We start from the raw sequence: 18,162 nt of genomic DNA, 5'->3' as shown, positions 1-18,162 counted from the left end.
CCCCGTCGCTGGCGCGCAACCTATGTGGGCGGTGGGGCAAGTGCAAGAAGGTGCGGTAGCAAGAGTTCCCGAACGCCCGCACGAAGGCCGAACGCCCCACCATCACCGCCGGAGTTGAGGATGCACGGCGCATTGGCTAGGTGGGGGGATGGTCTCCCGGTTTCGGATTCTCCCACACCTGCTTGCCGTCGCAGCCACACTCGCCGCCCTCGCGACTGTCCCCGCGCTGGCCGATCCGCGCGCGCCCATCCTCCTGCCCGAGGTCGATCAGCCCCAGTGGAACGCCATCGGGCGGGTGAATATCGCCGGGCTCAAGCGGCGCGGCATGTGCAGCGGCACGCTCATTGCGCCGGACCGGGTGCTGACGGCGGCCCATTGCCTCTACCGCGACGGCCGCCCGGCCCGGCCCGAGGACATTCACTTCGTTGCCGGATGGCGCGGCGGCGCCTTTGCGGCGCATCGGGCGGGCAAGGCGGTGCGGATCGACCCGCGCTACGACCCAGACGCCCCGCCCTCGCCGCAGCGGCTCTCGGCCGATACCGGGGTCGTGGTGCTCCAAAGCGCGATCCCGCCGGAGGAAATCGCGGCCATCCCCCCGGCCCCGCTGCCGGCGGCCGCGCCGCCGCTCACGCTCATCGGCTACCGCCAGGACAGGCCGCATGCCCCGTCGGTGCAGCGGGACTGCGCGGTGACCTTCCGCGCCACGGGCCAGATCGGGCTGGATTGCGCGGTGATCAGCGGCGCTTCCGGGGCGCCTGTCCTATGGGCATCCGGAACCGGCTGGCGCGTGGTCGCGGTGGTGTCGGCCGCCCTCTCCGGGGCCGCGAACATCCGCACGATCGCACCGCTTGCAGAGCCGCGCCCGGAGTAACCGGACCTGCCCCGCGCCCCGGTTTTCGTGGCTCAAGCGGCGATTTACCGGGCGACATTCCCTAGCGTAAATGTTATAATGGAGCATGAAACCAAGCCCCGGATATGAACGCGTTTCGCGTGGTGCCGGGGGCAAGAGGCGCGCGTTCCTGACGCGTGTTCTGGGCGCCCTGAGCGGCACATTCCTGGCGGCAGTTCTTGCCGCTGCCGCCCCGCAGCCCTGCAATGATCCGATGCTCCTCGTCGACACCCCGGACCCATTGACGTTCGACCGTATCTGCGCGGATTCCATCGCGGCCATGCGCGCGGTCACCATATGCGGCATCTCGCAAGACGCCGCGATCCTGGTCAAACCCGTGGATCATGTCGAGCTTCCAATCGGGCCGGGCCTTGCGGCGTTCGACTGCCGGGTAAACAGCATCTCGATTCTGTGGCCCGACATCATGCAAAGCCGGATCGGTCCCGATGACCCCTATTCGCGCCTTTCGAAGGAGGCTCTCTTCCGCTCCGTTCTGACTCACGAGATGGCCCACGCCTTGCTCCACCAGACTGGCAAGGGCTGCCCGATCCCCTTGGTTGACCACGAATACGTCGCCAACGCCCTCGAATTGGCCGCGCTGACCCCGGAAGACCGCACCGCCCTGGTGGAAGCATCCAACATCGACTGGTCGCCGTCGGCGGACGTCATAAGCGCCGGGATCTACTTCATTGCGCCGCGAAAGTTCGCCGTCGCCGCCTGGCGCTACCACGATCTGCAAGGGTGCGACCCGATCCGGGGCATCGTCGCCGGAACCTATTCGTTCGAAAAAGAACGCTGATCCACTCGCCGCAGATTTCCCAATTCGGCCCCCCCGCGCCCGCATGCCCCCTTCCCTCCTGCGCCGCTTTCCGGCATGAGGCCCCTGCACAATTGTAGTCAGGGGCCAAGGAGAGACCCGATGCACGACATTCGCTTCATTCGCGAAAACCCCGAAACCTTCGACGCCGGCATGGCGAAGCTCGGGCTGTCGTCGGTGTCTTCCGATATCCTGGCCCTCGACGCCGCCCGCCGCGAAAAGATCGCCGCAGCGGAGACCGCGCTGGCCGAGCGCAACGCCGCCTCCAAGGAGGTCGGCGCCGCCAAGGCCAGGGGCGACGAGGCCGAGTTCGAACGCCTGCGCGCGCTCGTCGGCGAGAAGAAGGCCGAGATCGCGCGACTCGAGGACGAGGCCAAGACCGAGGATTCCCGCCTGCGGGACATGCTGGCCGGCTTGCCCAACCTGCCGCACGACGACGTGCCCGAGGGCGCGGACGAGAACGACAACGTGGAAATCCGCCGCTGGGGCGAGCCGCGCGCCTTCGATTTCGACCCGAAGGAGCACTACGAGCTTGCCGCCGTGCAGGACGGCATGGATTTCGAGACCGCCGCCAAGCTCGCCGGCTCCCGGTTCGTGCTCATGTCGGGCGCGGTGGCGCGCGTGCACCGGGCGCTTGCGCAGTTCATGCTCGACACGCATACGAGCGAACACGGCCTGACCGAGGTCAACGGCCCGGTCATGGTGCGCGAGGAGATGATGTTCGGCACCGGGCAATTGCCCAAGTTCGGCGAGGATTCCTACCTGCTGCGCGAGGGCTGGTGGCTGATCCCCACCTCCGAGGTGACGCTGACCAACATCGTCAACGACTGCATCGTCGAGGAAAGCTACCTGCCCCGCCGCTACACCGCGCATTCGCTCTGCTTCCGCTCCGAGGCGGGCAGCGCGGGCAAGGATACCTCCGGCATGCTCCGCCAGCACCAGTTCGAGAAGGTGGAGATGGTCTCCATCACCCACCCCGACGAGAGCCTCGAAGAGCACGCGCGGATGACCCGCTGCGCCGAAACCATCCTTGAGAAGCTCGGCCTGCCCTACCGCACGGTCGTGCTCTGCACCGGTGACATGGGCTTCGGCGCGCGCAAGACGCACGACATCGAGGTCTGGCTGCCGGGGCAGAACACCTACCGCGAGATCTCCTCGGTCTCGGTCTGCGGCGATTTCCAGGCCCGCCGCATGAACGCCCGCTTCCGCCCGACCGGCGGCGGCAAGCCGGAATTCGTGCACACGCTGAACGGCTCCGGCCTCGCCGTCGGACGCTGCCTGATCGCGGTGCTGGAGAACGGCCAGCAGGCGGATGGCTCGGTGCTGCTGCCGCAGGTGCTGCACCAGTGGCTCGGCGGCAAGACCCGGATCACCGCCGAAGGCGCGCTGGAGTGAGCGATTTCCACGATCCCGGCGCCGAATCTCCGGGCCGGATGAAATCGGTCCTGCTGGTGACCGCCGCGGTGGCCTTTGCCACGATGTCGCTGACGGTGCCCTTCAGCGGCTTCGCGCCGGAGGCCTTCCCGGTCCCGCAAATCGATCCGCCGGTGCAGCCCGCGGGCTACGCCTTCGCAATCTGGGGCGTGATCTATCTCTGGCTTCTCGCCCATGCCTTCTACGGCATGGGCACCCGCGCCGACGACCCGCAATGGGACAGGCCGCGCTGGCCGCTCATCGCCTCGCTCGTGCTCGGCACGCCCTGGACGGCGGTGGCGAATTTCAGCCCGGTCTGGTCGATCGTCCTGATCTTCGGCATGCTCGCCGCCGCGCTCACCGCGCTCTTCGCCACCCTGCCCGGCTACGACCGCTGGTGGCTCCGCGCCCCCATCGCGCTCTATGCCGGCTGGCTCACCGTGGCAAGCTTCGCCGGCCTCGCCATCGTCGCGTCCGGCTACGGCATCGGCCCCGGCGCGACCGTCTGGGCCTGGCTGGCGCTCCTTGCAGCAGGCAGTCTCGCCGTCTGGGTGCAGCACCGCCTGAACGGCACGCCGGAATACGCCCTCGCCGTGGGCTGGGGCCTCCTCGCCGTGGGCGTCGCCAATGCCGGGCGGGACTGGGCCCTGACGGCCCTCGCCCTGCTCGGCGTCGTCGCCGTCGCCCTCGCCTGGGTCGCCAGCCGAAAACCGGGCTAAGAGATCCCGCCCGACGCACACCGCGCATCGCCACGCCTCGGACCGGCGATGCGCGGCGCGCCTGACGGCCGTGTCCCGCGCCGGGCAAGATGCGCCCGTCCCGGGCCCGCGGAACCGTCCGGCCCCTCCCGTTAGGTCAAAGGCGCCGCGATCTGCTAGGCTTTCCCGAACCGCGTCGAACAGGAGGCCCCAATGTCCGTCGAAAGCACGCTCTTTCCCCGCGAGGACGGTGTCCTGTACCTCGCCGAGGGCGGTGTTGAAACCGAGATCATGTATCGCCACGGGTACGAACTGCGCGACTTCGCGATGTTCGAACTGATGGCCAATCCCGCCGCCCGCACCGATCTGAGCGACATGTACCGCCGCTACCTCGACGTCGCCGCCGGGCACGGTTTCGCGGCCCTGATGGCCGGGTTCGACTACCGCGCGAGCCCGGATTGGGCGGCGAAGCTCGGATATTCCCCCGAACGGCTGCGGGAAATGCAGCACCTCTGCATCGACTTTCTCCGCGACGTCGCCCGCCCCTACCAGGGCCAGCTGCCACGGATCGCCGTGGCCGGATGCGTCGGCCCGCGCGGCGATGCCTATGCCCAGAACCACGACATCACCGCCACGGAAGCCGAAGACTACCACGCGACGCAGATGGAGACGCTGAAGGAGTGCGGCGCGGATATGGTCTGGGCCGCCACGATCAACAATGTTCCCGAGGCCGTTGGCATCAGCCGGGCCGCTGCGGCCGCCGGCCTGCCGCTGAATCTGTCCTTCACCCTCGACCGAACGCACAAGCTGAAGTCGGGTCCGAGCCTGCGCGAAGCGATTGAAGCGACGGACGCCGAGGCGGGCGCATCCCGCCCCGATTCCTACGGAATCAACTGCTCTCACCCTGTCGAGTTCGAACCGGCGCTGGAGCCGGGCGACTGGACCGCCCGCATCCGCTCCCTCCGCCCCAACGCGGCGAAGCTGGACAAGGTGTCCCTCTGCAAACTCGGCCATATCGAAGAAGGCGACCCCGAGGAACTCGGGCAGATGATGGGAGACCTCGCCGCCCGCTACCCGGACGCCGACATCTGGGGCGGCTGCTGCGGCACCTGGGACAAGCACTTCGACCGCATCGCCCACTACGTCCGAAAGGCCCGGCAAGCCCCCGTGCCAGCCTGAGCGCTCAACCGGTCCTCCCGTGCCATCAGGATTTCGGACTTGGCTTCCCGAGATGCTTCCGCAGCCGCGAGGGCGTGGATTTCTTCCGGTCCTTGTACGGGTTCTTGTCGGCCTGGCTGCGGAAGGTCAGCCGGATCGGCGTGCCGGGCATATCAAAATCCTCCCGCAACCCGTTGATAAGATACCGTTTGTAACTATCCGGCAGCTTCTCCGGAAAAGACGCCATCACCACGAATCCCGGCGGCCGCGTCTTCACCTGGGTCATGTAGCGCAGCTTCACCCGCTTGCCGCCGGGCGCGGGCGGCGGATGGGCCTCCAGCATGCCGGTCAGCCACTGGTTCAACCGCGCCGTGGGCACACGCCGGTTCCAGACCTCATGCGCCCGCACGATTGCATCGTGCAACCGGTCGAGCCCCCGGCCCGTCTTGGCCGACACGGTGATCAGCGGCGCGCCCTTGAGCTGCGGCAGCAGGCGCTCGAAGGCTTCCTTCAAACCGGCCAACTTGCCCTGCTTGTCGTCTTCCAGATCCCACTTGTTGACCGCCACCACCACGGCCCGCCCCTCGCGCTCCGCAAGGTCGGCAATCCGCAGGTCCTGCTGCTCGAAGGGGATTTCCACGTCCAGCAGCACCACCACGACCTCGGCGAATTTCACCGCCCGGAGCCCGTCGGAGACGGAGAGCTTCTCCAGCTTCTCCTGCACCTTCGCCTTCTTGCGCATCCCCGCCGTGTCGAAAATCCGCATCGGCGTGCCGTTCCAGTCAATCGGCAGCGAGATCGCATCGCGGGTAATGCCCGCTTCCGGCCCGGTCAGCAAACGGTCCTCGCCCAGAATGCGGTTGATCAGGGTGGATTTCCCCGCGTTCGGCCGGCCGACCACGGCCACCTGCATGGGTTTCGCCGGGGTGGGCACATCCGCCTCCCCACCGCCGTCCTCCGGCAGATCGACATTCACCGCAGGCGCTTCCGCCTGCGCACGCGCCTCGAAGGCATCAGCCAGCGGCATCAGGGCCGCATGCAGGTCCGCCATGCCCTCCCCGTGTTCCGCCGAAATCCGGATCGGATCGCCGAGGCCCAGCCCATAGGCTTCGTAGACCCCCGCGTCGCTCGCGTTGCTCTCCGCCTTGTTGGCCGCCAGCAGCACATGGGCCGACTTGCGCCGCAGGATGTCGGCGAACACCTCGTCGGCTGGCGTCACGCCCTGACGGGCGTCCAGCATGAAGAGGCACACGTCGGCCATCTCCACCGCCCGCTCCGTCAGCCGCCGCATCCGCCCCTGAAGGCTCTCGTCGGTGGCCTCCTCCAGCCCGGCGGTGTCGATCACCGTGAACCGCAGGTCGCCCAGCCGCGCCTCGCCCTCCCGCAAATCGCGGGTCACACCGGGCTGATCGTCCACCAGCGCCAGACGCTTGCCCACCAGACGGTTGAACAACGTGGACTTGCCGACATTGGGACGGCCCACCAGGGCCAGGGTGAAACTCATGGCTGTCTCGCGCGAATTTGAGGTTGAACCGACCCGGACCCATAGCGCATGCGCGCCGCAGCCGAAAGGTGTGATTTGCAGGGCCTCCCGACATAGGTATCCGGGCGGCACCCGCGATGTCTCGGCAGACCTCCGGGCACCATGTGGGCCGCGCCAGCGTCGTAGGTCTCTTGAACGGAGGCGGCAACGCGCGAACCCGCGCGCCGCGATACCGCGTGCCAGCGGCAAACACGCCGTGCCCGCCGGAGCAACACCGTCCCAATGACACGCACAAACACAGTGGCATGCCTTCCGTTTCTCAACGCGATGCTGAGGGAACCGGGCCCCGGAATGACCATTCAGTCGCTGAAGGTGGCGTCCGCACATCTCGGACGGCATGCCCGCGCCCCGTCAACGGCTGGCGTCGCGCTCTCCACGGCGCCGCTCAAGCGTCGTCCATGTATGAACGCTTCATTAATTCGTCCGTGTAACCCATTGAAAAGTCGTCACCGGGCTCCTGTCTCACGCGTGAGACACCGCCCTTTTGCAGGGCCGTCCGGTTACCGGTAGGCGACCAACTGCCCCTTCGTCGTCACCAGGTAGAGCGTCCGGTTGACCACGACCGGGTTGGTGGTCGCGCCGGCCGGCAGGGCCACCTGCGAGAGCAGCGCGCCGCTCTGCGGGCTGAAGCTGCGCAGGACCCCGTCGTCGGAGGCCACGAGCAGCTTGCCGCCCGCCAGGACCGGGCCATAATGGGCGTAGACCGCCTGATAGCGGCGCGGGCGCTCGTTCTTGAACCCCGGCAGGTCGGTGCGCCAGATCACCTCGCCCGTGGCCGCGTTGATCCGGACGAGCTGCTGGATGTCCGTCACCGCGAAGACCGAGCCGCCTTCGACCACGACCGGGCTCATCGCGCCCTCGGTGGCCGTCCAGATCCGCTCGCCGCTGTTGACGTCGATGGCCGCGATCCGCCCCGACGGCGACCCGGCGTAGAGCGTGTTCCCCACGACCACCGGATCGGAGGAGATGTCGTTCACCCCCGCATAGGCCCGCCCCCGTCGTTCGCCGGCAACCGTGGAGCTCCAAACCCGGACTCCGCCCTGCCGCAGCGCGGCCACCAGTTCGGCGGAGCCGAAGGGGAAGACGGCAACGCGGCTCGTCACCGCGGGCCCGGCGCCGTTGACGGTAGCCGAGGGCGTCGGCGCCAGCGGCAATTCCCACCGCAAGCGGCCATCCGAAGCGCGCACCGCAAAGGCCCGGTTGTCCCGGCTACTGACGTAGACGAGATCGCCATAGACCGTGGGCGCCCCTGCGACCGGAGCGTCGAAGCCCTGAACCCAGAGCGTGCGCCCGGTGGCCGGGTCGAGCGCGTGCAACTCGCCGAAGCCCGTCGTCACGAACAGCCGCCCGCCACCGATCGCGAGCCCGCCACCGGAGGAATCCTTCGAGCGGTCGGAGGCCGGGGTAAGATCCCGCGACCAGAGCGTCGCCCCGCCAGTGGAAAGACCGCTCACCCGGCTGAGCGCGTCGAGCGTGAAGATACGACCATCCGCCACGACCGGATCTGCCGTGATTTTCAGCTTGCGGCTCTCGCCCGCGCCGATATCGGCCGACCAGACCAACGTTTGCGCCGCACCGAGCGCAGGATGCTGCAGTCGGTGCACGGGGGAGCCACCACGGTGCGTCCATGCCGCGTGGTTGACCTGCCCGGGGAGCGAAATGGGAACGTCGCGCGATAGCGCCGAAGCCGGCGTTGCACCTTCGATGCGCGGCGCGGCCTCACCGCCGACCGTAAGCCCCTCCGGCGAGCGGATTTCGAGCCGTTCCCCCGGAAGCGGAGTCTCGTTGGAGCAGCCCGCCAAAACCAGGGCAAGCGCCAAACCTCCGACCGTTTTCGCCAGTGTCTTCACCGCTCGATCTCCCGTTTCCTCTCCTGGCAACCGTATCTGCCACGCGGATGCTCTCGCAACCTCGCGCCGGTCAGCCGGCTTCCTCGGCGACATCCGCTCCAAGCGCCACGATGAGTTGCACAACGCGCTGCATCAACCCTTGCGTGAGACCGGGCTCCTCGAGAAGTGACCGCGCTGCAGCAACCGCTTCATCGGTCTTTCCGGCCGCAGCAAGGTCGAGCGCCTTCTGCTCAAGGGCGAGATTTCGGTACGGCGCGCCCGGCTGTGCCAGCCGATCCAACACCTGCGCACGATCCTCCGGCGTGAATGCCGCCTCTCCGAGAAGGACCATTTTCAGCGCCGCGAGGTCGCTGTAGACGACTGAAAGGGATGTGTCCGCCGCGAGCGGCCGAAGGATCTCAGCGGCGGCGGCCGGGTCATCGGCAGTCAATTGCTGGGCAGCCGTCAGCAACCCAACCACGGAAGCGGCCGCCCCATCGGCGGGAATCTCTCCCAAAGCGGCAATTCGGGCGTCGTCGTCAGGTTTCTCAACGGCGGCAAGTACACTGTCGCCGAGCGCCTCGGCAGCCGCCTTGTCGGATGCCTTGCGGTACTCGTTCCAACCGGCTCCACCGACAAGCAGCACAACGGCGGCGATCCCGATCCAGCCGTACTTGCGCAAGAGAGAGAAGAGTTTCTCTCGGCGGACCTCTTCGTTGACCTCTTCGATGAAACTGTCAGCCTGGCTCATGGGTCCGTCCTGTTGCGGCACCCGTCAGCAGACCTGCGGGCGCTCTGGAAAACGCCCCTCTCTTACCCCGAAGTTTCCGCGAATGCCAAGCCCCGGACAATGGACGTGGGACAGCCGCAACCTGCGGCCGCCCAAACGCGGGGTATACCGTTGGGCCAATGCACCTTTTTACCCAGCGTCAACTCCCTTCGCACGGTTTCAATGCGCTTTGACTCTTGCTATTGCGGTGCTGAAGTCACATTTCACCGAAGTGTTTCAAACAGCTTACAATCCGATGAAGGGCGAATTGATATGAGGTGGTTTTCGGTTCTTATAGCCGCCATCGTCGCCGCGGTGGTCTATTTCCTCGTGATGGAACGGGACACCGTGCTGCGTTTTGCCGGTATCGACCCGGAAGCGCCCGCGCCCGTTCAGGATGCGACCGACGCGGAAGGAGAAACGACCGACGCCACCGACGACACGCCCGGGCGCGTGTCAGTTGTGGCGATGGCCTCCGTCGCGCAGACCGTCGACAGCGCGGTCTTCGTGCGCGGTCGGACGGAGGCCGCCCGGCAAGTCGACGCCATGGCCGAGACTTCCGGCCAGATCGTCTCCGATCCGTTGCGCAAGGGCGCCTTCGTCGAGAAGGGCCAGGTTCTTTGCGAAATCGATCCCGGTACACGCCTGGCGCAGCTTTCGGAAGCGCGCGCGCAACTTGCCTCCGCCAAGGCCGGGTTGCCTGTCTCCGAAGCCCGTGTTGTCGAGGCAGAAGCACTTCTCGAGGAAGCCGAAATCAACGACCGCGCGGCCAACCGACTGATCGAAGGTGGATTTGCATCCGAGACACGGGTCGCCTCGACCCGCGCGGCCGTCAGTTCGGCGCGTGCGAGCCTGGAGTCGTCCCGGTCCGGTCTTGAAGCCGCGACATCGCAAGTCGAGGCCGCCGCCGCGGCCGTGGCGCTCGCCGAACGCGAGATCGACAGGTTGACCATCGAAGCGCCATTCGATGGGCTGCTGGAGACCGACGCCGCCGAACTTGGCGCGTTGATGCAACCCGGTTCTTCTTGCGCCACTGTGATCCAACTCGATCCGATCAAGCTTGTTGGATTTGTCCCGGAAACGCAGGTCGATCAGGTGAAACTTGGCGCACCCGCCTCCGCTGCGCTGGTCTCCGGCGAACAGGTCACTGGCGCGGTCACGTTCCTGTCCCGTTCGGCCGACCCGCTCACGCGGACGTTCCGCGTTGAGATTCAGGTTCCCAACGCCGATCTGCGTATCCGCGACGGCCAGACTGCCGATATTGCAATCGCCGCCGCCGGCTCTACGGCGCATCTGGTTCCGGGCTCGTCTCTGACACTGGACGATGCTGGCCGCCTCGGCGTAAGATTCGCCGCGGCCGCAACCGAAGGAGACGGCAAGGTGGCAGCCTTTTCGCCGGTCGAGTTCCTTCGTGACACCGCGGACGGGATATGGGTCGCCGGTCTGCCGGAGACATTGGATATTATCGTCGTCGGTCAGGAATATGTGACCGAAGGCGTGCCGCTTGACGTAACTTATCGCGAAAACGTCATTCACTAGCCGAAGAATTTGCCACCAGGGAGCGCGCAATGACCGGGATCGTCGACTGGGCCTCGCATCACACGCGCATGATTATCGGGATCATCCTGCTGGCCATCGTGGCCGGTGCGATGACCTACATCAATCTGCCGAAGGAGGGCGAGCCGGATATCGAGATCCCGGCCGTCTTCATTTCCGTCCCCTTCCCGGGCATCTCTGCCGAGGACGCCGAGAAACTGCTCGTCAAGCCGATGGAAACCGAAATGTCGGATCTCGACGGGCTCGACCGGATGACCGGGACAGCGGTCGAAGGTTACGCGAACCTCGTGCTGGAGTTCGAATTTGGCTGGGACAAGTCCGCGACCCTTGCCGACGTGCGCGCCGCGATGAACAAGGCGGAGGCGAATTTCCCCGAAGGCGCGGAAAACTACACTGTCGACGAGTTCAACTTCTCCGAGTTCCCGATCATCATCGTGAACCTCTCCGGCCCGCTTCCGGAACGAACGTTGCTGCGCATCGCCAACGAGTTGCAGGACAAGCTGGAAGGGCTGGAGCCGGTCCTGGAGGCCGCGCTCGCCGGTCACCGCGACGAGATGGTTGAGGTCACCATCGACCCGCTGAAGCTCGAATCCTACAATGTGACAGCGGGCGAACTGATCAACGCGGTCGTCAACAACAACCAGCTCATCGCTGCGGGCGAAATCGAAACCGAAGGCGGCGCCTTCTCGGTCAAAATCCCCTCCTCCTTCGACAGCACCACCGACATCTACGGATTGCCGGTGAAGGTAAACGGCGATTCCGTCGTCACGCTGGGCGATCTTGCCACCATCTCCCTGACCTACGAGGACCGTGAGGGAACAGCCCGTTTCAACGGCGAAAAGACCGTCGCGCTGCAGGTCGTCAAGCGCAAGGGCTACAACGTGATCGACATGGCCGCCCTTGTGCGGGAGACGTTGCAGCAGGAAAAGGCCAAATGGCCGCCGGAGTTGCAGGAAGCCATCGTCGTCGGCACCTCGAATGACCAGTCGGTACAGGTCAACTCGATGGTGACGCAACTCGAGGGCTCGGTACTGACCGCCATCGGACTGGTCATGATCGTGGTGCTGGCCGCCCTCGGCCCGCGACCGTCATTGCTGGTTGGTTTCGCCATTCCGACTTCCTTCCTGCTGTGTTTCGGCTTCCTCGCCATCATGGACGTCGCGATCTCGAACATGGTGATGTTCGGCCTGATCCTTTCAGTGGGGATGCTGGTCGACGGGGCAATCGTTGTGGTCGAATACGCCGACAAGCGAATTCAGGCCGGAACCGGCCCGATGCACGCCTATGTCGAGGCGTCCAAGCGGATGTTCTGGCCCATCGTCAGTTCCACCGCCACGACGCTGTGCGCCTTCCTCCCGATGCTCTTCTGGCCGGGCGTTTCCGGCGAATTCATGAAGATGCTGCCGATCACGCTTATTTTCGTGCTGTCGGCCTCGCTCATCGTTGCGTTGGTATTCCTGCCCGTTATCGGCGGCGTGTCCGGCCGGTTGGCCCGCACGTTCCACCACATCGCGGAGCGCATTCGGCCCTGGCCCTGGATCATCAAGGCCGCGCTCGTACCGGTGTCGCTGTACATGATCTTCGTGGGCGCGATGCAGGTCCTCAACCCGACCTACATCCTCCCGGCCCCGGCGGACGGTGAGCCCGCCGGGGCGGCAGCCCGGATCGTCGGCGTCGTTATCCTTGTGCTTGGCGCTTTCGCATCGTCCATCACGATGGACGCCGCGAAGGTCCAGTGGCGGCGCAAGCGCATTCGCGCGGGCTACCAGCGTACCGCTTTCGGGTGGGCCATCCGGATGCTGACGGGGAACCCGATCATGCCGTTGGTGGTGATTGGCGGCGTCGCCTTCTTCGTCATGGCGACTTTCCAATACTTCGGCGAGCACAACCGCGGCGTCGAATTCTTCGTGGAATCGGAACCCGAACAGGCAATCGTCTACGTGCGTGCGCGCGGCAACCTCAGCCTCGACGACAAGGACGCGTTGGTGCGTGAGGTCGAGCAACTCATCCTTGGCGAACCCGGGGTCGACAGTGTCTTCGCCTTCGCCGGCGAAGGCGGGCTCAATGCCAACACCGGTGGCGCGTCGAGCCCGCGCGACACCATCGGACAGGTACAGGTCGAATTGGTCCGCTGGGAGGACCGCAAGGACCGGCCCGAACTCGATGGCGATCTGGTACTGGAGCGAATCCAGGCCAAACTCGACCAGATCCCCGGCATCTACACCGAAACGCTGGATCTCAGCATGGGGCCGGGCTCCGGCAAGCCGGTCCACTTGCGGCTGACGGGCGACGATTGGGACAGTCTGGACGACGCGGTCGCAATCGCGCGGGCGAAGTTCGAGTCGATGCCCGGATTGATCGACATCGACGATACGCTTCCCCTGCCCGGCATCGACTGGCAGATTGACGTGGACGTTGAGAAAGCTGGCCGCTACGGCGCCGACGTTGCGACCGTGGGCGCAATGGTACAACTCGTCACCCGCGGCATCCTGCTCGACACGATGCGCGTGGACAGTTCAGACGAGGAAATCGACATCCGCGTGCGGCTTCCGGAGGAAGACAGGCTCCTGTCGACCCTCGATTCGCTCAAGGTCCGCACCATGGATGGGCTTGTACCGCTTTCCAACTTCATCACCCGCAAACCGGTCCCGAAACTCGCCCGCATCGATCGTGTGGACGCCCAACGCTACTACGACTTGCGCGCGGATGTGGCTCCGGGACTGGTGAAACTGGTCGACGGCGATGGCGCGATAGTGGATGTCGTGCGCGCCGAGGACACACAGGAACGCCCCTCGATCCGCGAACAGATTGCGCGCGATGGGCTGACCGTCGTTCCGGTCAATGCCACCGAGAGGATAACTGAAATCACCAACTGGCTGCAGTCGGAACTCCCCTTGCCCGACGACGTGGGCTGGCAATGGACCGGCGACGAGGAGGAACAGCAAGAGAGCCAGGCCTTCCTGATGAGCGCCTTCGCAGGCGCGCTCGGCTTGATGTTCGTGATCCTGCTGACCCAGTTCAACAGCCTCTACAACGCGGTGCTGGTTCTGCTGGCCGTGGTACTCTCTACCACCGGCGTATTGATCGGGATGATCGTGATGGATCAGCCGTTCTCGATCATCATGACCGGTACGGGCATCGTGGCGCTGGCCGGGATCGTGGTGAACAACAACATCGTGCTGATCGACACCTATCAGGAGTTCAGCCAGTACATGCCGCGACTGGAGGCCATTGCGCGCACCGCCGAACAGCGTCTGCGCCCGGTTCTGCTGACCACGTCGACGACGATGGCCGGCCTTACGCCGATGATGTTCGGCCTGTCTCTCGATTTCTTCAACGGCGGCTACTCCATCGACAGCCCCACCGCGCTCTGGTGGAAACAACTTGCCACCGCCGTTGTATTCGGCCTGGGCATCGCCACCGTGCTGACGCTGGTCTTCACGCCCGCGATGCTCGCTGCACGCGTCTGGTTCTGGAAGGGCGCCTACGGCGGGCTGCACCTCTTTGGCGCTGTCGCAGGCGGACGCAGGAGCAGGGCTGCGCAGGACTGGACCCTGACACGAGCCGCCAACCGTGTCCGCGCGCCCGAATTGATCTGGGACATTCCCCCCACCCTCGCAGCCGATGCAGCGCCGCCGCGTCTGTCGGCGCCGGAAGTCCCCGGCGACGTGGACGGGAGCGTCGAATCCGCCCCGTCGGACGAAACACCGGACACTGCGCCGAAATCGCCGCCGAACGATACCGACGATGATTCCCTGCGCGCGGCGGAGTAGGCAAACGCACCACGCTTGACTGGCCGTCCCGGACGATGATCTCGCGATTGGAACGGCCAGCCCCATGCGAGGGGCACATTCCGTCAGGCCGCATCCGCTCCATCGTCGCTTTCGGCACGCTGGGTCAGCCACATGCTTGCATATCGCCCGTTCAGAGCCAGCAAGTCCGAATGGCTGCCCCGTTCCACCACCTCGCCGGCGTCCAACACGACGATCTCGTCGGAATCGACGATCGTGGACAGGCGATGCGCGATGGTGATCACCGTTCGCCCACGCCCCATGCGCCGCAGCGAAGTCTGGATGCCCTGTTCGGTCCGCGTGTCGAGCGCCGATGTCGCCTCGTCCAGCAGAAGAATGGGCGGATCCTTCAGGACCGTTCGAGCGATGCCCACGCGCTGCTTTTCGCCGCCTGACAGCTTCAATCCGCGCTCACCGACAAGTGTGTCGTACCCGCGGGGCAATGACATGATGAAATCGTGAATCTCCGCCGTGCGCGCGGCCTCTTCGACCTCCGCGCGACTGGCCTCAGGTCGGCCATAGGCGATGTTGTAGTAGATCGAGTCGTTGAACAGCACCGTGTCCTGCGGCACGACACCGATGGAACAATGCAACGACTGCTGGGTCACGTCGCGCACGTCCTGGCCATCGATCCGCAGGCTTCCTCCGTCGACGTCATAGAACCGGAAGAGCAGCCGCCCGATAGTGGACTTCCCAGACCCTGTCGGCCCAACAATGGCCAGTGACCGCCCTGCGGGAACGCTCAGTGACACACCACGCAGAATCGGCCGGTCGGACTCATAGGCGAACACCACATCGTCGAAGACGACCTCTCCACCGGCGACCTTCAGCGCCGGTGCCCCCGGCTTGTCGACCACCTCGGCCGGCTGTTCGAGCAGGTCGAACATTTCGCCCATGTCCACGAGGCTCTGGCGGATTTCTCGATAGACAGTGCCAAGGAAATTCAGTGGCATGATGATCTGGAGCATGTAGGCGTTGACCATGACGAAGTCCCCAACCGTATAATCACCGGCCGAGACGCCCCGGGCAGCCATCACCATCACAGCGACCAACCCGATGTTGATGACGATCGCCTGGCCGAGGTTGATCGCGCCCAGGGAGTAGGCTGTCTTCAACGCCGCGGCCTCGTATCCCGCCATGGCCTGATCGTATCGCTCCGCTTCCCGCCGGTCGGCCCCGAAATACTTCACTGTCTCGAAGTTCAGCAGTGAGTCAATGGCCCGCTGATTGGCCTCGTTGTCCTGTTCGTTCATCTCGCGCCGAATCCGCACACGCCACTCGGTGATCGCGAAGGTAAACCAGACGTAGAGGGCGATGGTGACGGCCAGTACCGCCAGAAATCTCCAGTCAAAGACAGCAACGAGGATCGCGCAGACCAGAAGGAGTTCCAGAATGAGCGGCGCAATGGAAAACAGCAGAAATCGCAGCAGAAAGGAGACCCCCTTCACCCCGCGCTCCATGATCCGGCTGAGCGCACCGGTTTTCCGACTGATGTGGTAGCGCAGGGACAGCGCGTGGATATGCCGGAAGGTCCGCAAGGCGAGCTTTCGAAGCGCGCCCTGACTGACACGCGCAAAGATGACGTCGCGCAACTGCTGGAATGCGATATTCATCAGCCGCACAGTGCCGTAGGCGACCGTGAGCCCCACCGCGCCGAGCGCAAGCATCGTACCGCCGTCGGGATTGTCGCCGGCAAGCGCATCGACGGCGCCCTTGTAAAGCATCGGCGTGGTCACTGCGACCAGCTTTGCCAAAACCAGCGCCGCCATCGCCGCAACCACACGCAGCTTTGTGCCCGGCTCGCCATCCGGCCACAAATACGGAGCCACATCCCGCAGAACCGCAAGCCCGCGCCGCCGTTCTTCTTCCTGAATTGCGTCTGCCATGAGGTCGCCTTCCGCTGCCGTCATGTCACCCTAGGGAGCGCGCCGTTGAATGGCCAGCAACCCGTTGCATTTACTGAGGGTGCTCCCGATCGGCGGACAAATCAGGTCGCGAAACATGCCCGGACCTCTTGCCCGACTGGCGGGGCACTGATACGCCTGCTGGAAATCTGACAGAAACACTTACCCAGATCCCGACTTGCCTAGAGCCGCGCCCCGCCTCGAGATCGACACGATCACACGCCGCTTCGACGGTCGTGACGTCGTTGGCGGCGTGTCGTTGTCGGTTGAACCGGGTCAGGTGACCTGCCTGTTGGGGCCGTCCGGCTGTGGCAAGTCAACCACGCTGCGCATTGTCGCCGGCGTCGACCGACAGACCACCGGCAAAGTTCTTGTCGAAGGGAAATGTGTGTCCGACGACATGTCCCACCTGCCGCCCGAGCAGCGCGGAATTGGGCTGATGTTCCAGGACTTCGCCCTTTTCCCCCACCTCAGCGTTGGCGAAAACGTCTCCTTCGGCCTCGACGGCGGCTTGCGAGGGAACCGGCCACGGGTGCGCGACTTGCTGGACCGCGTCGACCTTGCCGGCCATATCGACGCCTTCCCCCATCAACTCTCTGGAGGCGAACAGCAACGCGTGGCCCTGGTGCGCGCAATCGCCCCGAAGCCGGCGATCATGCTCATGGACGAGCCGTTTTCGGGCCTGGACAACCGGCTGCGAGACGATATCCGCGACCGTACGCTGGAGGTGCTGAAAGAGGAGAATACAGCGGTCCTGCTGGTCACACACGAACCCGACGAGGCGATGCGGATGGCCGACGAGATCGCCCTGATGCGGGACGGACGGATCGTGCAGCAAGGCGCGCCCTATCACATCTACAACAACCCCGTGGATCGCGCTGCAGCTGCATTTTTCAGCGATATCAATATTGTATGCGGCGTATCTCACGGTGCGCTGACGGAGACACCCTTTGGCCAGTTCCTGACCCCAGGCCATTCGGACGGGGCGCCTGTGGAAATTGTCATTCGACCACAACATCTCCGGATCGACTTCGACCGCGAGGGACGCGGTCCGAACCCCACATCGACAGACGGCGTCGCCGCCCGCGGTATCGTGCAACGCGCGCGTTTCATGGGACGCGAAAGCCTCGTGGAGTTTCGCATGGACCACGATGGCACAACGCTCAAGGCAACTGTCCCGGCTGTCTTCCTTCCGAAGCCCGGCACGCCGCTCTGGCTGACGCTGCGCCGCGACCGGTGTTTCGTCTTCCCGGCGTGAGCACAGGTTAGGGCAGCGGTCTCCCGCCCGTCGTCGGCGCATCTAGCGATGCACCTCCTCCAGTTGGGCCGGGCCGCGCGCCTGACGCGCGCGGCGGCTCCCGTGCGTCATCGGCACCGCCCACGTCGCGCGCTCAAATCCAAGGTGGCCAACCGACACACATTCGGATTTCCGGGCGCGCTTGGCGTTTGGGGCTTTGAACTGGCGCTCGAAACTCATAGATATGTCCGGACATCTTCAACCACGGGTCCCGCGGAGGAAACCGAGCGGACCTTACAGGGAGAAAAACATGGGTATCGGAAATATCGGTGTCCCCGGCCTGATCCTGATCGCTGTGGTGGTCCTGGTTCTGTTCGGGCGCGGAAAGGTTTCCTCGCTGATGGGCGAGGTCGGCAAGGGTATCACTGCCTTCAAGAAGGGCGTCGCGGAGGGCAAGGAAGAACTGGAGGACAAATCTTCCGAAGCAGCGCGGGACGTTACTCCCGAAGAAAGCTCCGACAAAGACAAGGTCTGAGACCAGGTCCGAGCTCGGCGCC

Annotated in this window: 13 protein-coding genes; 9 read left to right on the top strand and 4 right to left on the bottom strand. The window is 65.3% G+C overall.

Features of this window, described 5'->3' with window-relative positions:
* Positions 1 to 148 precede the first annotated feature (148 nt).
* The 5 genes from ARC39_RS11690 to ARC39_RS11670 all read left to right on the top strand — a co-directional run bounded on the left by ARC39_RS11690 (position 149) and on the right by ARC39_RS11670 (position 4,996).
* Positions 149 to 871, top strand: coding sequence for a trypsin-like serine peptidase (locus ARC39_RS11690; protein ID WP_068114639.1), 723 nt, complete (start codon positions 149 to 151; stop codon positions 869 to 871).
* Positions 872 to 956: 85 nt separating this feature from the next.
* A complete protein-coding gene (locus ARC39_RS11685) occupies positions 957 to 1,688 on the top strand; it encodes a DUF6639 family protein (protein WP_068114637.1) in 732 nt (243 codons plus the stop codon).
* 120 nt (positions 1,689 to 1,808) lie between these two features.
* Complete coding sequence (gene serS, locus ARC39_RS11680) at positions 1,809 to 3,101, top strand: serine--tRNA ligase (RefSeq protein ID WP_068114635.1); 1,293 nt, start codon at positions 1,809 to 1,811, stop codon at positions 3,099 to 3,101.
* Positions 3,098 to 3,838 carry a TspO-related membrane protein gene (locus ARC39_RS11675; RefSeq protein ID WP_236545246.1) on the top strand — a complete coding sequence of 247 codons (741 nt, stop codon included), beginning with the start codon at positions 3,098 to 3,100 and terminating at the stop codon, positions 3,836 to 3,838. The genes serS and ARC39_RS11675 overlap by 4 nt, the downstream gene beginning before the upstream one ends.
* Positions 3,839 to 4,030: 192 nt before the next feature.
* A complete protein-coding gene (locus ARC39_RS11670; RefSeq protein ID WP_068114633.1) occupies positions 4,031 to 4,996 on the top strand; it encodes a homocysteine S-methyltransferase family protein in 966 nt (321 codons plus the stop codon).
* A 25-nt stretch (positions 4,997 to 5,021) separates the two neighbouring features.
* Here the strand turns inward: ARC39_RS11670 and der are convergent, their stop codons facing one another.
* The 3 genes from der to ARC39_RS11655 form a co-directional block, all read right to left on the bottom strand.
* Positions 5,022 to 6,479, bottom strand: a complete 1,458-nt coding sequence (gene der / locus ARC39_RS11665; protein WP_068114631.1) for a ribosome biogenesis GTPase Der — start codon at positions 6,477 to 6,479, stop codon at positions 5,022 to 5,024.
* Positions 6,480 to 7,018: 539 nt separating this feature from the next.
* Positions 7,019 to 8,368 carry a PQQ-like beta-propeller repeat protein gene (locus ARC39_RS11660; protein WP_068114629.1) on the bottom strand — a complete coding sequence of 450 codons (1,350 nt, stop codon included), beginning with the start codon at positions 8,366 to 8,368 and terminating at the stop codon, positions 7,019 to 7,021.
* Positions 8,369 to 8,438: 70 nt separating this feature from the next.
* Complete coding sequence (locus ARC39_RS11655; RefSeq protein ID WP_068114628.1) at positions 8,439 to 9,098, bottom strand: tetratricopeptide repeat protein; 660 nt, start codon at positions 9,096 to 9,098, stop codon at positions 8,439 to 8,441.
* Positions 9,099 to 9,389: 291 nt separating this feature from the next.
* On the opposite strand from ARC39_RS11655, the gene ARC39_RS11650 reads away from it, so the two are divergent.
* Together ARC39_RS11650 and ARC39_RS11645 are read left to right on the top strand one after the other, a co-directional pair.
* On the top strand, positions 9,390 to 10,655 hold the full coding sequence (locus tag ARC39_RS11650; RefSeq protein ID WP_068114627.1) for an efflux RND transporter periplasmic adaptor subunit: 1,266 nt from the start codon (positions 9,390 to 9,392) through the stop codon (positions 10,653 to 10,655).
* A 29-nt stretch (positions 10,656 to 10,684) separates the two neighbouring features.
* A complete protein-coding gene (locus ARC39_RS11645) occupies positions 10,685 to 14,446 on the top strand; it encodes an efflux RND transporter permease subunit (RefSeq protein WP_078059216.1) in 3,762 nt (1,253 codons plus the stop codon).
* A gap of 83 nt (positions 14,447 to 14,529) precedes the next feature.
* On the opposite strand, the gene ARC39_RS11640 is transcribed toward ARC39_RS11645, so the two are convergent.
* Positions 14,530 to 16,350 (bottom strand): ABCB family ABC transporter ATP-binding protein/permease, encoded by a 1,821-nt coding sequence (locus ARC39_RS11640; RefSeq protein WP_201455747.1) that lies wholly within the window; start codon positions 16,348 to 16,350, stop codon positions 14,530 to 14,532.
* 196 nt (positions 16,351 to 16,546) lie between these two features.
* Between ARC39_RS11640 and ARC39_RS11635 the strand changes: the two genes are divergently transcribed.
* Together ARC39_RS11635 and ARC39_RS11630 are read left to right on the top strand one after the other, a co-directional pair.
* Positions 16,547 to 17,626: an ABC transporter ATP-binding protein gene (locus tag ARC39_RS11635; protein WP_068114624.1), complete on the top strand. Its 1,080-nt coding sequence runs from the start codon at positions 16,547 to 16,549 to the stop codon at positions 17,624 to 17,626.
* 289 nt (positions 17,627 to 17,915) lie between these two features.
* Positions 17,916 to 18,140, top strand: coding sequence for a twin-arginine translocase TatA/TatE family subunit (locus tag ARC39_RS11630; RefSeq protein ID WP_068114621.1), 225 nt, complete (start codon positions 17,916 to 17,918; stop codon positions 18,138 to 18,140).
* Positions 18,141 to 18,162: the final 22 nt, after the last annotated feature.

The organism is Tropicimonas marinistellae (genome assembly GCF_001509585.1).
In the GTDB taxonomy this organism is placed as follows: domain Bacteria; phylum Pseudomonadota; class Alphaproteobacteria; order Rhodobacterales; family Rhodobacteraceae; genus Tropicimonas; species Tropicimonas marinistellae.
The sequence above is the reverse complement of the archived record's forward strand: the minus strand, read 5'-3'. Positions and strand labels throughout refer to the sequence as shown.

Coding starts and splice junctions, on each gene's coding strand:
- ARC39_RS11690 (WP_068114639.1), top strand. CDS start 149: ATGGTCTCCCGGTTTCGGATTCTCCCACACCTGCTTGCCGTCGCAGCC.
- ARC39_RS11685 (WP_068114637.1), top strand. CDS start 957: ATGAAACCAAGCCCCGGATATGAACGCGTTTCGCGTGGTGCCGGGGGC.
- serS (WP_068114635.1), top strand. CDS start 1,809: ATGCACGACATTCGCTTCATTCGCGAAAACCCCGAAACCTTCGACGCC.
- ARC39_RS11670 (WP_068114633.1), top strand. CDS start 4,031: ATGTCCGTCGAAAGCACGCTCTTTCCCCGCGAGGACGGTGTCCTGTAC.
- der (WP_068114631.1), bottom strand. CDS start 6,479: ATGAGTTTCACCCTGGCCCTGGTGGGCCGTCCCAATGTCGGCAAGTCC.
- ARC39_RS11655 (WP_068114628.1), bottom strand. CDS start 9,098: ATGAGCCAGGCTGACAGTTTCATCGAAGAGGTCAACGAAGAGGTCCGC.
- ARC39_RS11650 (WP_068114627.1), top strand. CDS start 9,390: ATGAGGTGGTTTTCGGTTCTTATAGCCGCCATCGTCGCCGCGGTGGTC.
- ARC39_RS11645 (WP_078059216.1), top strand. CDS start 10,685: ATGACCGGGATCGTCGACTGGGCCTCGCATCACACGCGCATGATTATC.
- ARC39_RS11640 (WP_201455747.1), bottom strand. CDS start 16,350: ATGGCAGACGCAATTCAGGAAGAAGAACGGCGGCGCGGGCTTGCGGTT.
- ARC39_RS11630 (WP_068114621.1), top strand. CDS start 17,916: ATGGGTATCGGAAATATCGGTGTCCCCGGCCTGATCCTGATCGCTGTG.